This window comes from Sphingobacterium paramultivorum (assembly GCF_014109745.1).
Classification (GTDB): domain Bacteria; phylum Bacteroidota; class Bacteroidia; order Sphingobacteriales; family Sphingobacteriaceae; genus Sphingobacterium; species Sphingobacterium paramultivorum.
Genome location: NZ_CP058555.1, coordinates 2,755,001 through 2,770,303 on the forward strand (window position 1 = coordinate 2,755,001; position 15,303 = coordinate 2,770,303).

The following is a 15,303-nucleotide window of genomic DNA, read 5'->3' on the forward strand; positions in this document are numbered from 1 at the left end:
TATTATAAGTCTACATTCAGTCCAACCACAAAACTCTTCGTCATCGGATAGGCATCATTGGTATAGGTACTTTTCTCCGGATCTAAGCCTTTAAAGCTCGTCAATACCGCTAAATTATCTACCGAACCAAATACACGTAACTTCTGGATACCCAGCTTAATCAGTAATTCTTTCTTAAAAGTATAGCCAAGCTGCAGATTTTTCACCCTTAAATAAGACATGTTTTGCAGCCAAAATGTGCTCAAATACGCATTTGGACTCGTTGATCCTAATGTACTTGGAAGTAACTTAGGATAATCAGCATCGCGATTGTCCAGGCTCCACATATTATTCCACTGGTCCTCAGTAATAGCCTGATTTGCCGTTCCTAAAAAGTTCGAATTCGCTTTGTTCATCCAAAATTCCTTTCTTCCTGTGGCAGCCTGCAACAGGAAAGAAAAATCAAAACCTTTATAGTCCACCGAACCTCTGAATCCGTAATTCACCTTTGGTCTACCCAGTTGATAAGCTGGATATGCCACACGGTCATTCGCGTCCAATTTGCCATCACCATTGACATCTTTCAACAAAATATCTCCCGGAGAAGCGCCCTGAGGAACAGCATTATAGACATCCTGCCAAGACTGAGCAATGCCTAACGATTCGAAAGCATAGATAAAATTATAAGGCATATCAATAAATACCGAACCTCTTTGCAACTGCTCATTCCAGGACAGCAGCTTGTTCTTGTTATACCCAACATTAAAGTTCAGCATGTAACCCACATCCCCCTTTCGGTCATTCCAGGTAACATTTGCTTCCAGCCCTTTATTCATCATATCACCAATATTACGTCGGGGGGCAGTGAATAAACCCGTCAGATGCATAGATACATCCGAAGGCCTGTTCATACCGATCGTCTTTCTTTCGTAATAATCCAACTCCGCAGTCAGTTTATTTTTAAAGAATCCAAGATCCAAACCCAAATTAAACACACGTGTCTTTTCCCAGGTAAGGTCATAGTTGATCAGTTTCTTATTGATCAACCCTTTGACAACAGACCCTGTTCCTGTACTATTGTCAATCAAATAATAAGGACTAGAGACCAAAGATTGCTTCTGCTCATACAATCCGACACCACTATTATTTCCCAAAGAACCATAAGAAGCTCTAAATTTGGCCGAACTCATCCTAATCTTTTCCTTAAATGCCGACATAAATACCTCGTCTGAAATCCGCCACCCCACTGCCGCAGACGGAAAAAAACCATATTGATCACCGGGCAAGAAACGTGAAGAACCATCTACCCGGAAGTTCCCTTCAAACATATACTTTCCGAAGGCCGTATAATTTAATCGTCCAATATAAGAACGCAAACCTTCTGCCGATGATGATCCCGACACATTTTGCACGTCTTCAGAAGCGCCATCAATTTCATGTAGACTAGGGTGCAAACGATCTAAGCGACTACCTGCTAAAACACGATTATTCCAATATTCTTCTGAATACACGGCCAAAGCAGAGAAATCATGGTTAGCGCCAAACTTATGATCGTAACTCAATTTGAAGTTCAGCTGGGTTTTGTAATTGTTCCGGTCTGTATTATATATCCCATCATTTGTCGGTACAAGATCCCGGATAGACAGTCCTGTCCGGATATTATATAATTTTGTCGGCATATCTGCCTTCCATTGAAAACGCGTATCATAATTTAGGGCATAATCCACTTTAGCCTCAAATCCTTTAAATGGCTTCCAATTTAAATAACCATTCACCAAAGCCTGCTTTTGATTCATGTGGTTTTGGTTGCGCGTCATGTAATCTGCATAAATATTATTGGCCTGCGGACTTTCATTGTAAGACATTGCACCGCCATAAAAACCGGTAATAGGATCATAAGGCAATATACCTGCTGGTGAGGTAAACAGATCCATCCCACTTGTCGAGTTGGCAGTCATACCGTCTTCGTAGTTATAACGGTAATCGGACCAGTTTCCGGAGAACCGGACCCCAGCACCGATGGTATTGGTTACTTTTGTTTCGAAGTTAAATGCAGCGTTATAACGTTTAAAATCATTATTGATCTGTATCCCCTTCTCATCCAGCATACCGACAGACAAATAATAATTATTATTTTCAGTCCCTCCATTAATGGAAACATTATAATTCCCACTTTGACCATTGCGGAGAATAACATCCCACCAATCGGTACTTGGATATAATCTCGGGTCGATCATACTTAAAGCCAACCATTCGTCGATGGTTCCATTCTTAAAATTGAATGCAGATGCGGCCGTATTATAGGCCTGCGCCCTTTGAGTAGCCGTCATTGCTTTTGCATAATTATTGACAAAATCAAAAGAGCGGGTAGGTTTCACCAGCGATTTGTTGGCACTAAAGGAAATAGCCGTCCTACTGTTTCTTTTACCAGACTTTGTCGTAATCAATACAACCCCATTGGCCGCTCTGGAACCGTATACTGCAGCGGAAGAAGCATCTTTTAGTACGGTCACACTTTCAATATCATTCACATTCACACGGTTCATATTGACATCGGGCATTCCATCGACCACGATCAGCGGTCCAGCACTGTTGACCGTCCCCAATCCCCGGATCAAAAGATCCGCTGCATTATTTCCGGCCATTCCGGAGTTTTGACTTACGGCCAAACCAGGAATAACACCTTGCAATGCCTGCGAGGCATTGGAAAGACCCCGACTCGAGGTCGATTGATCAAAATTGACACTGGCCACAGCACCGGTCAAGTTGCCTTTTTTCTGCTTACCATACCCCACCACAACAACCTCATCCAGTGCATTTTCGATCGTATCAAGCACCAAAGCCTGCACATCTTTCCCCGACACCACTTTTGTATTAAAACCGATTAACCGAAATTGAATCTGATCTGAAACGGAACCCGTTAATTTAAAACGACCTTCTTGATCCGTAACGGTAACAGTTGCATTTTTAAGGTTACGCACTTCTACACCGGACAGTGGCTGCCCTTTGGCGTCCAGCACCTGCCCGACAAGCTGCTGCTGAAATTTAGCTAAACCCGACGAAGGGTTTAAAACATCCGAGATCGGAATCTTTCCATTGTTAAGGGAAGAAGGTACATTTGCCAATGCAGCCATCGAAATAAAAGGTAGCCCCACCAAAAGGCAACTCCTGTTTATTACATCCCGGATTTTAATCTGCTTTAGTATCATGAATACTCAGGTTAAAGTGGTTAAATAAATGATTTATAAGCTCTTTAGTTTATTGGTATTTTTTCAGGAAACATAACGCTCGACCCTAATATGGTCTAAATTGTATTTCCATCGCTATCATAGTGAATACAATAATATATATTTTTTGTATACAATTCAATATTTTTTTTACTTTTTTACAAAAATAGGCTGGCTAACAAGTTCGTGACAATTCCACAACACCGCTCTTTTAGCTGTGTAATTATAAACTAAATCGTATTTAGCCTAGGCTGATAAAATATTTTTGTATACAATTTTACTTATTTTTTGTATATTTATTTTTATTCAACTACATTTGACTAACCAAATAAATCAAAGGAATAACCGTAGATCCTATATGAAAAAACAAACCTATATTTGGCTTGTATCGCTGATCCCGCTACTATCCTCCTGTTCTTCCGAGACGGAAAGAGAAAGTAAGCCAATAAATAACATCCAACTGGAGCACAGCATACTATCGCTATCAAAAGAAGCTACAAAACTCCATGTGCCATGGGATTTACAATATGACCGGATCAACGATGCCATTCTGTTTTCTGAAATCGGAGGAAGTATACGAAGACTGGATACAAAAACAAAAGCTGTTACTTTGGTGGACAGCCTCACCGACGTTTACCACCAGCGCACGTTGGGACTATTGGGAATGGCGCTGTATCAACCCGAACAGCAACAGGCCTATCTTTACCTTTCTTACACCAGCAAAAAGGACAGTCTCATTTTCTCCAACTTATATCGTTACGATTATAATACGGCAGGAAAGTTGTCAAACCCAAAATTGCTTTTACAGATCCCTGGAAACACCGGACATAACGGTTCCAGAGTTATTGTTTCGACAGACAAAAAAGTGTATTGGGCTACAGGAGATGCAGCAAGTGATACCTTTGCGCAAGACAGCACCTCATTAAATGGCAAAATCTTACGCCTCAATCTCGATGGGAGCATCCCAAAAGACAATCCAATTGCAAACAGCTATGTCTATGCATGGGGATTTCGGAACATGCAGGGACTTACCCATGATGCAAAAGGCTTAATTTACACGTCCGAACATGGCGATGCAATCGAGGATGAAATTAACCTGATCCAACCCCTAAAAAATTATGGCTGGCCGCAGATCGAAGGTATGATTGACACGGAAAAGGAAAAAGCTATTGCCAAAAACTCCCCAAGACAGGAGCCCATTAAATCGTGGACTCCAGTCGTTGCACCATCCGGTATGGCGTATTACAGTTCCAATGTTATCCCTGAATGGCAACATAGTCTATTGCTCGCGACTTTAAAAAATCAGTCTTTACGTATCCTAAAATTATCCGCCAATGGTCAACAGATCGTCGATGAGAAGATCCTATTCAAAGATCAACTTGGCCGGCTAAGATCCGTATTGACCTTACCCAATGGAGACATTTATTTCTGTTCAAGCAACCGTGACTGGAATCCGCAAAAGGGGTTTCCAAAACCCGATGACGATGTGATCTATCGTCTCCGTATTACCGATAAAGCCTCTGCACCAATGATTAAACCCCTTGCAGCCAACACGGCCAACTCCCCTGCCAAAAGTGGTCAGGCATTATATGAAGCCTATTGCGCATCTTGTCATAAAGCAGATGGAAAGGGACTTACAAATACCTTTCCCCCATTAGCCAATTCATCTCTTGTCAAAGGCGACCCAGCACCTCTATTGCAGGTTATCCTCCATGGACTGAAAGACAAAACAATAAACAACGTCAAATACGAAAGTGCAATGCCATCTTTTTCATTCCTGAAAAATGAAGAGGTCATTGAAATCAGCAATTATATCCGCACACACTTTGGAAATTCTGCCCCTAAAATCAACCAACAGCATTTAACCTCATTACGATAAATCTCATGGAAAATAAACTCGAGCCAAAACCCTCTTTATTGAAAAGTTGGCTATCCATCTTGGGTCCCGGCATCATTACCGCCGCCCTGGTTTTCGGGCCCAGCAAAATGACCATCACATCAAAAATGGGTGCAGATTATGGCTTCTCTCTATTATGGGTTGTCGTCGTCGCGATCTTTTTTATGATGGTTTTCACCAATATGTCGGCACGTATCGGTATCGCGAGAGACGAATCGTTACTTGTTTTAATTCGCCAGAAATTTGGTAAAACAACGTCCATCATCATTGGCCTCGGAATCTTCCTCGTTGCAACCTGCTTTCAATCGGGAAATGCGACAGGTGTCTCCATTTCCGTTTCAGAAGCGACAGGCACAAACCCCAAAATATGGATCATCGTTTTTAATGTGATCGGCATCCTACTGTTGTTCTTCAAGTCTTTTTATGCGCTATTGGAAAAGCTTATGCTTGGACTTATCATCCTGATGTTATTTGCTTTTCTTTCCACAGCCATTATGATAAAGACACCTGCACAGGACTTTTTCTTAGGCTTTATTCCCAGCATCCCACCTTCATCAGTGGGCTTAATAATTGCTTTTACGGCTTCTTGCTTTTCAATTGTGGGTGCCTTTTATCAAAGTTATCTTGTTCAATCAAGAAGAAAATTATCGGCCAACAAACAGCGTACAGAACGACAGATAATCGGTAGCCGAATAGGCATTATTATTCTTGGCATCATGAGTGCAGCCGTTATGATCTGTGCCGCAAATACGCTCCACCCCCAAGGGATCAAGTTAAATTCTGCCGCTGAGATGGGCCGTGCACTGGAACCGCTTTTGGGAACCTATGCTTCACATCTCTTTTTTATCGGTCTCTTCGGTGCATCCTTTTCCTCCTTGATCGGCAATGCCGTATTAGGCGGTTCGTTACTGGGCGACACCTTTGGCTTCGGCAACGATCTCAATCACCCTAAAGTGAAACTGTTTATTTCTTTGGTCATGATTTTTGGATCTGCCATCGCGCTTATCTTCGGAAATCTTCCCTTGGAGCTTATTGTTTTTGCGCAAAGCATCACCATTTTTTTAGTTCCCTTTATTGGTATTATCCTCTTTCTGATCGCAAACGACAAAGAAATTATGGGCGCGCTCAGAAACAGCCCCTTAACGCGATTATGGGCTATACTCGGACTTATATTACTCGTTTTTCTTGCTTTTAGTAATCTCTATAATTTAATCAAATAATTCAGACATGGACCATAACAATTTAGCGGAATTGGAACAGCAGCTGCTTGCACCATCATTAGATCTAATTGAAGATATAAAAAAGATACAAGGTGATATCCTTTTCCTAGGTATTGGCGGAAAAATGGGGCCAAGCATGGCAAAACTAGCCATGCGGGCTATTCAAGCTGCAGGAATAGACAAAAAGGTCATTGGTGTTTCGCGTTTTTCAACCAAGGAACTTCAACAGGAACTGGAGGATCTAGGCATAAAGACAATCGCCTGTGACCTACTGAATGAGGAAGAACTCAAAAAGATCCCGCAGGTTCCGAATGTCATTTACCTCGCAGGACATAAATTCGGCACCACAGGAAATGAAGATTTTACCTGGGCGATGAATACCTATCTTCCCGGAATGGTGGCTTCTCATTTTCAAGATTCCAACATTGTTGCTTTTTCTTCGGGTAACGTACTTCCATTTGTACCGATAAGCAATGCCGGCGTTTCTGAGGAAAGAACTCCGGAGCCTGTCGGCGAATACGCGCAATCCTGTTTGGGGAGAGAGCGTATATTCGAGTATTTTTCGAAGAAAAACGGTACACCTACCCTGATCTACCGATTGAATTATGCGGTGGATTTTCGCTACGGTGTGCTAGTAGAAATTGCCAAATCGGTCAAAGGGCAGCTCCCGATAGATTTGACAACCGAAAACGTCAACGTCATCTGGCAGGGAGATGCCAACGAAATTGCCTTAAGATCATTACTGCACTGTCAGTCTCCAGCCAAAATACTGAATGTCACGGGACCGGAAATCCTTTCTACACGATGGATCGCAGAGCGTTTTGCTGAGCATTTCAACACAAGGCCGATATTTGTAAATGAACCCGCCGGAACCGCTTTGCTAAACAATGCGTCCGAATGCCATCGTTTATTTGGCTATCCGAAAACAACCATACGCGAAGCGATAGACATTACAGCCAAATGGTTGACCCAAGGCGGCGAACTATGGAATAAGGACACGCATTTTCAAGAACGAAAAGGAAAATTCTAATGAAAACTTTAGACAACAAATTACAACAGTTGCTTTGGGAAGGGACGGTAATTCCGGCACACCCCCTTGCCTTACATGAGGACCGCAGCATTGACGAGGCACATCAACGGCTCCTGACGCAATATTACATAGCTAGTGGAGCCGGTGGAATCGCCGTAGCTGTACATTCAACCCAATTCGAAATCCGTGACCCCGAGATCAACCTTTTTGAAACCGTATTGAGATGGGCTAGCGAAGAAGTCGAGAAAGCGGAACTCCAACGACCATTTATCAAAATTGCAGGCATCTGCGGTGCCACAGAACAAGCTGAACAGGAGGCAACGACTGCACTTAAATACGGTTATGATATCGGACTTTTGAGTATGGGCGGCCTGCAGAGCTGGACTGAAAATGCCATATTAGATCGAGTCAGAGCAATAGCAGCCATTATTCCTGTCTTTGGGTTCTATCTTCAACCCGCCGTTGGTGGCCGTATTTTCTCCTATTCCTTTTGGCAGCAGTTTGCCGAAATCGACAACGTCGTCGCTATCAAATGTGCGTCGTTCAACCGCTACCAGACATTAGACGTTATGCGTGCTATAGCCAACTCCAGCCGGCGAGATCAAATTGCTATGTACACGGGCAATGATGACAATATTGTCAACGATCTGATGAGCGTGTATAATTTCCCCGTAGCTGGAGAAAATGTCGCCATAGAATTTAAAGGCGGACTATTAGGCCACTGGGCTGTTTGGACGGCAAAAGCTGTTGAACTCCTTCAGGAAATAAAAACATACAAACAGGACCCCAACAACCTCCATGCGAGTCATCTCCTGAGCAAAGCGATTGCTGTAACAGACAGTAATGCAGCTTTTTTTGACCCAGCAAATGCATTCCATGGCTGTATACCAGGCTTACATGAGGTGCTCCGCAGACAAGGTCTGATGAAAGGCATCTGGTGTCTAAACCCCGACGAAAATCTATCCATCGGACAGCAAGAAGAAATTGATCGTGTATATAAAGACTACCCAGACTTAAACGACGATGAATTTGTCAAGGAATTTTTAAAATCGAGATCCTAATAGTCGCTTCCTTATAGTCGCTTCCTTTTATAAGGTCTCATCACCCGGGCTAGTCATAGCTAACGACGTGATGGGACCTTTCTTTTTGTTCCAATTCATATTTTACGAATCAATGACCGACTAAGAGAAACAGTATCCAACATGAAATGTTTGATTTTTATAACTTTGCATCATGACAACTTCCGAAAATATTATTGATTTCTATCAACGGGTATTTCGAGAATCCAATTACCCAATTGGCTCCTCGCCCGAACAAATTTCTCATTTTAACTTATTTTCACGTGAGCATTGTCCGTTAAAATCACCTTACAATAGAAAAGATTACTTCAAAATATCCCTCATGATCGGCCAGGGTCAATTGCACTATGGCGATCAATGGATCCCTATTGACCGTCCCGCACTTGTATTTTCAAGTCCACTCGTCCCCTACTCTTGGGAAACAGACAATCCTGATCAAAAGGGATGGTTCTGTCTTTTTACACAAAAATTCATTCAGGAAGACAAACATTATAACCATAACATTCTCGAAAGTCATTTTTTCAACCCAAGTGGTAGCCCAGTCTATTTCTTAACTAATGAGCAGGTCCATCTTTTCGATCACATTTTTCAGCGTATGAATACGGAACTACGATCTGATTTTTCGTTCAAATATGAAATTATCCGGAATCAGTTACAGTTGCTCGTTTTAGAAACGTTAAAACTAGCGCCAAATGAGGGTATATCACCTTACCAAAACGCAAATCAGCGTATTTCCCATCTTTTCCTAGAACTATTGGAACGCCAATTTCCGATTGACACCGAAAATTTACTTCGTTTTAAAAATGCAACGGATTACGCGCAACAGCTCAACATCCATGTCAATTCGCTAAACAGGGCTTTGAAACAAAATACAGGAAAAACCACGCAAGAACTCATCGCACTGCGTATCACACAGGAAGCAAAGGCACTCCTTCACCATAGCAGCTGGAATATCAATGAAATCGCTTATGCCTTAGGTTTTGAAGAACCGGCGAACTTCAGTAATTATTTCAAAAAACATGCTGGTGTACCCCCTTTAGCCTTTCGCAATAAGCCTGTTTGATTTTCATAATAATTTGTTTGAATTCTATATCTTTCAAAACAGGCAATGAAGCTACTTTTGTCGACATCATATTTACAGGGCCAAAGAGAAAAAAGTGGCTGGCAGCATGAACGTCCATAGAGACGGGAAATTTAAAAAATTACAGGATGGAAAAAAACACTAAACCACAGCAATCTTTTATCCCGACGATACTAGCATTTGCACTTGTTCCGATTACAGGACTTGCCACCGATATTTATCTTCCGTCGATGCCACAAATGGCCCAGGAGCTTGGCTTGAACGAAAGCAAAATCCAGTTAACACTTTCGCTTTTTCTAATCAGCTATGGTGTTGCTCAGTTCTTTACAGGAGCATTAGTTGACGCTTGGGGAAGATATCGCATCAACCTCATATCTCTTTTCCTTTTCATTGTCAGTTTCTGGATCACAGCAAGCACGCAAGATATTTGGGTTATTTACCTGATGCGTATACTTCAGGGAATTTTATCGGCATTTGTAGTCATATCAAAACGAGCCTATTTTGTGGATGTCTATGAAGGTGAGCAGCGCAAACACTACCTCAGCATTATGACCATCGTCTGGTCGATCGGGCCGATTGTCGCTCCTTTTATTGGCGGCTACCTCCAAACACAATTTGGTTGGCGTTCTAACTTTATGGTTCTGGCCGTTTACAGTGCCGTACTTTTCATCCTTGAACTGATCTTTTCTGGCGAAACAATCAAACAGAAAAAACCACTCCATATCAACTACCTGATCGGCGAATTTAAAATGATGCTTAAAAGCAATGATTTTACGTTCGGTATAATCATGTGTGGCATCTCCTACGGTCTCGTCATGTTCTACAATCTCAGCGGTCCTTTTTTTATTGAACATCAATTGGGATATAGTGCGATTACAACCGGTTACACCTCACTTATTATGGGCTTAGCTTGGATGTGTGGTGGTTTTATTGGTAAAGCCCTTATTAAAAGAGCCTTGGTTCCAAAGTTGAGAATCGCCAATTTTATTCAGATCAGCCTGATTATATGTATGCTGATCGTTTCACCTTACCTGTCAAACCTATATACATTAACATTTTTCGCATTTGCCGTACATTGTACTGCAGGGTTTATTTTTAACAATTATTTCAGCTACTGTTTGGGCAGGTTTCCATTGTCGGCAGGTATCGCCGGTGGATTAGTTGGCGGAATTACCTACCTCCTTACCTCTTCACTCAGTTACATCACCGTAAGCTTGGTAAATCCTTCTTCGCAGTTTCAGATTGGATTAGGTTATGGCATATTTGCGCTGTTGGGATTGACCATTTTATACGTTATTCGTAAGCTGGTCAAAAGCGTATAAGCTATGCTCCGGTTCTTCCAGCGACAGGGTAACAACAGCCTGTAGCTGACCAACTACAAAATAAAGCTTAAAAGGTGAATTATTTTTAAAATAGTATTAAAAACAACTATATTTGTTGCATCATAATTTAGGTTTATAATTGGTTATTGAAGGTTTTCATTCTCCCCGTTTGAAAACCTTTTTTTTTGCCTCCAAAAAAACCTTCCGGCTGCTTTTAGGGCTGCTGATGCTTACCAAATCGTGGAGACCTTCGCTTATTTTTCTTAATTGCTGCTTTCCTTGATACCGAATTTTTCAACATAGGTACGTGGACTCTCCTTATAGAATTTCTTAAATGTTTTGCTAAAATATTTTGGATCATTGAACCCAACCTGATAAGCCACCTCGCTGATACTCAAACCAGTATCGTTCACCAAAATATAGGCTGCTTTCTTAAGACGTACCATATTAATAAATTCAACCAAATTCAGTCCCGTTTGCTGCTTAATCTTGCGGTACAAAACAGAGCGGCTCACGCCGATGGCTTTTGTAAGATCCTGCACCCCAAAATCTTCACAGCCCAGATTTTCTTCGACAACCTTCAATACCTGATCCAAGAAACGAGTTCTTTCGGGCAGATCTGTTCCCTGTGCTCCAAGAAGATAATTCTGTACAAATTTTTCCTCCAATCGTTTCCGCGTCTGTATGATGTTTGAAATTTTCTGAATGAGATGTGGCATACTGAAGGGCTTGGTAATGTAATCATCTGTACCGATTTCAAACGCCTCTGTGATATAAGGATCGGCTGTACGGGCTGTCAAAAGAATCACAGGAATATGATTTGAACTACTATCATTTTTAATCTGCTGCAAAAGTGTGATTCCATCGCAGTTGGGCATCGTTACATCTGAAATGATAATATCGGGCTGTCTTGCTTGCACCAATTCCAGTGCCTCAATACCATCATTAGCTTCTAAAACAATATATTTTTTTCGTAAGTTTTCACATAGAAAACAGCGGAGCTCCACATTGTCCTCGGCAACAAGTATGATTGGCTTATCTTCATCCGCTGCAGAAGGCTCAATTTCTGTTTTTATAGCATCCACATGTGGCATATTGGCATCTGTTGCGTCTGAGCATACCGTCGCTGCAGTACCGTCTAAAACCATGAGTTCTTCGATACGGACATCCCCCTGGGGCAGGCTGATCCGAAATACTGTATTGAAGTCTGCCGGCTCCTGGGCCATATTACTTTCAACAGTGAGTTTTCCGCCGTGCAGATGTATGATCGAACGACAAAGTGCCAAACCTATTCCGCCACTGGTAGCCGACAGGCCTTTTGCATTGGCCTGATAAAATTGTTCAAATACGAAAGGTATATCTTTTGGTGGGATCCCACGCCCGGAATCCCAAACGGAAACAAGCAATTTCTCCAACTCGCCTTCCCCTTCTAGCTCAACCTGTATCTTTATTTTACCCCCCTTGTCCGTAAATTTAAACGCATTATAAATCAAATTGACAAGGACTTTTTCAAATTGCTCCGGATCTAGACCTGCAACATAATCAGGACTTACCTTATTATCCAGGAAAAACTGAATATTATTTTTCTCGGCAATAAAGTAAAAATTCTGGCGAATGTTTTCCAAATATGTAGCGACATGAACCTTTTGGCAAAACAATTTCATCTTTCCGCCTTCATGTTTTCTGAAATCAAGCAGCTGATTAACCAGATTCATCAAGCGATCCGCATTTCTTGTTGCATAACCGAGGTGCTCCTGTGCATATGCTGAAAGCGAGCGATCGTCTTTTAATTGATTTAACGGCCCAATAATTAATGACAATGGCGTACGGAATTCATGGGAGATATTGGTAAAGAAATTCAGTTTTGCTTCATGAAGCTCCTCCTGTTTTTCCGAATCTATTTGCCGAATCAAAAGGTCTTGTTTCAGTTTGTTTCTACCGTGGAAAAATCGGATAACCAAAAAACTGGCAGCAGCAAAAAGAAGAAAATAGCCGCAATAAGCCCACCATGTCCTCCATGGCGCTGGCAGCACTTTAATCTTCAAAACCGTTGCCTTTTCGTTCCATACCCCGTCGTTGTTGGCTCCCTTTACCCAAAGCTCGTAAGTGCCAGGGTCTAAATTGGTATAAGTAGCCACGGGATTGCTCACATAATTCCAGTCTTGGTCAAAGCCTTTTAGATAATAAGCATATTGATTTTTCTCCGGATGAACATAATTCAATACACTGAATTCCAAACTAAAAACATTTTGATTGTGATCAAGAATCAATTCATCCATCATGGATATATCTTTAGGAATAACACCATCGAGGCCCGGGAGAACTGTTTTATTGAATAATTTCAACTCCGTAAACTGAATGGGGGGAATGTAATTATTGACACTTAAACTATCCGGATTAAATAAGGTGAAGCCTGAGAAACTTCCAAAGGCAAGTTTTCCGTCCCGCAACATTGCTGCTGCATTTTGAATATATTCGTTACCGGGAAGACCATCGATCTTCGTATAGGTTCGTACATGACCAGATAGGGGATCGAAACAAGAAATCCCTGTATTTGTGCTCAACCACAATTTGTTTTTCAGATCACTTAGAATAGCAAAAACATTGTTGATCGGCAATCCGTTTCGCTCATTAAACCTTTTGAACGCTTTCTTCTCCGGAAGATAGCGATTCAGCCCGCCCATATAGGTGCCGATCCAAATCTGTCCTTTTCGATCTTCATGGATACTCACAATATCATTTCCGCTAATTGAAAGGAAATCTTTCTTGTCATTTAGAAAGGAAACAAATTTATCGGTCCCTGCTAATTTTAGATTTAAACCATTGGAAGTACCAATCCATAGATTACCTTTTGAATCCTCTAGTAAAGTGCGCACCATATTGGAACTCAACTGCTTTCTGGCAACATCAAATGTCTGGAAAGTTCCTGCTTTCTGGTTTTTACGAAGTACCTGTAGCCCTCCGCCGAACGTGCCAATCCAAATATCACCATTGCGATCCTCTAAGATCGCATACACGTTATTATTTGCCAGGCCATTACTTACATTGGGATCGAAACGAAAATGTTCATAGCCTTGCTGCCCCTTTCGCCTTAAATTCAACCCGCCATCATAAGTACCTACCCATAAATTCCCTTCCCTATCCAAACAGATAGACTTCACATTATTATGACTTAATCCATTCAGGTTATTTTTATCGTGACGTTCACTAAAAAACGAATTCGTATGCCGATTAAAATAATTCAGTCCTCCCCCCTCAGTTCCAATCATAAGTTCTCCCATAGCATTTTCAACAAATGCACTCACCACATTGTAACTTAAGCTATTGCGCTTAGATTGATGGGTGAAATTCTGAAAATTAGGAATATCCTTGTCATAGATATTGACCCCTCCAAAGTAGGTCCCAATCCAAATAGACCCCCGCTTATCTTGAAATATAGGGCGAATGGAATTATTGCTTAAGCTATTGGGATTTCCGTCGTCTGCCTGGATAAAAAGCAATTTTCCGTTTTGATAAACGTATAGGCCATTGAATGTTCCAATCCAAATCTTTCCATCATCTGTTTTTTTTAAGGACCGCACATCTTGACTGGCCAAACCTGAATGATTGCCCTCTTCGGTTAACGAGGATATTTCGCCTGTATTCTCATTGATAATCCGAATACCATTATATTTCGTACCTACCCAAAATATACCTGGACTAACTTCCAAAACCGCCTGAAACCGTTGATTAACCTTATTATCTGCCGATTTCTCTTTAAAGTAAGTCCGTAGCACCTTTAAGCTATTTCCATCTTTCGATGCGGCTTGCATGAGTACAATGGCATCATCAGTACAAAACCATAATCGCTTTCTGCGATCCTCATACATGGTTCGAAAATTACGATAGTACTCTTTTCCCTGGCTTCTTTCAACGGTAATCTCATTGAAGACCAACTCCGCTTCAGGATGCCGGCCCTCTTTAATCTTGTACAAGCCTATATTTGTCGCAATCCAAATCTTGCCGTTGGAATCCTGAAAAATCTGGTGAACGTTGACATCCATTTTCCCACTGCTACTCTCTACCGTAGGTAATGGTATACGGATAAAATTGTCTGATTCTCGATTGTATAAATTCAGACCTGTCATTGTCCCTATCCAAAGCCGCCTTTTGTTATCTTCCGTAATCGCTTGAATAAAGTTGTGCTCTAAAGAAAGGCTATCTTGCGGATTACTGCGATAAATCGTAAACTTTCGGGCGTCGTATTTATTTAAGCCATCACGGGTACCGATCCACATAAAACCCAAATGATCTTGGGCTATAGCGAAAACGCTGCCTTGAGACAAACCTTCGTTGACATCCAAGTGTAAAAAACGATAGTTTTTTTCCTGCGCACGCAAAACAGAAATTAAAGCTAACGCACAGCAAAAACAGCGCATAAAAACACGTAATGGCATCATAAGGTATATAATTGAAATGGATGATAAAA

At 41.5% G+C, this 15,303-nt stretch carries 8 protein-coding genes; 6 read left to right on the forward strand and 2 right to left on the reverse strand.

Annotated elements, in window-relative coordinates:
* Positions 1 to 2: 2 nt before the first annotated feature.
* A complete protein-coding gene (locus HS960_RS11950; protein ID WP_159728822.1) occupies positions 3 to 3,188 on the reverse strand; it encodes a SusC/RagA family TonB-linked outer membrane protein in 3,186 nt (1,061 codons plus the stop codon).
* Between the two features lie 376 nt (positions 3,189 to 3,564).
* Between HS960_RS11950 and HS960_RS11955 the strand changes: the two genes are divergently transcribed.
* The 6 genes from HS960_RS11955 (at position 3,565) to HS960_RS11980 (ending at position 10,835) form a co-directional block, all read left to right on the forward strand.
* Positions 3,565 to 5,085: a PQQ-dependent sugar dehydrogenase gene (locus tag HS960_RS11955; protein WP_182332780.1), complete on the forward strand. Its 1,521-nt coding sequence runs from the start codon at positions 3,565 to 3,567 to the stop codon at positions 5,083 to 5,085.
* 5 nt (positions 5,086 to 5,090) lie between these two features.
* Positions 5,091 to 6,323 (forward strand): Nramp family divalent metal transporter, encoded by a 1,233-nt coding sequence (locus HS960_RS11960; RefSeq protein WP_182332782.1) that lies wholly within the window; start codon positions 5,091 to 5,093, stop codon positions 6,321 to 6,323.
* A gap of 7 nt (positions 6,324 to 6,330) precedes the next feature.
* Complete coding sequence (locus HS960_RS11965) at positions 6,331 to 7,353, forward strand: NAD-dependent epimerase/dehydratase family protein (RefSeq protein ID WP_088160970.1); 1,023 nt, start codon at positions 6,331 to 6,333, stop codon at positions 7,351 to 7,353.
* A complete protein-coding gene (locus HS960_RS11970; protein WP_159728829.1) occupies positions 7,353 to 8,414 on the forward strand; it encodes a dihydrodipicolinate synthase family protein in 1,062 nt (353 codons plus the stop codon). Before HS960_RS11965 ends, HS960_RS11970 begins: the two co-directional genes overlap by 1 nt.
* 172 nt (positions 8,415 to 8,586) lie before the next feature.
* A complete protein-coding gene (locus HS960_RS11975) occupies positions 8,587 to 9,495 on the forward strand; it encodes a helix-turn-helix domain-containing protein (protein WP_159728831.1) in 909 nt (302 codons plus the stop codon).
* Positions 9,496 to 9,641: 146 nt separating this feature from the next.
* Positions 9,642 to 10,835, forward strand: a complete 1,194-nt coding sequence (locus HS960_RS11980; protein WP_159728833.1) for an MFS transporter — start codon at positions 9,642 to 9,644, stop codon at positions 10,833 to 10,835.
* Positions 10,836 to 11,098: 263 nt separating this feature from the next.
* On the opposite strand, the gene HS960_RS11985 is transcribed toward HS960_RS11980, so the two are convergent.
* Positions 11,099 to 15,274: a hybrid sensor histidine kinase/response regulator transcription factor gene (locus HS960_RS11985; protein WP_182332784.1), complete on the reverse strand. Its 4,176-nt coding sequence runs from the start codon at positions 15,272 to 15,274 to the stop codon at positions 11,099 to 11,101.
* Positions 15,275 to 15,303: the final 29 nt, after the last annotated feature.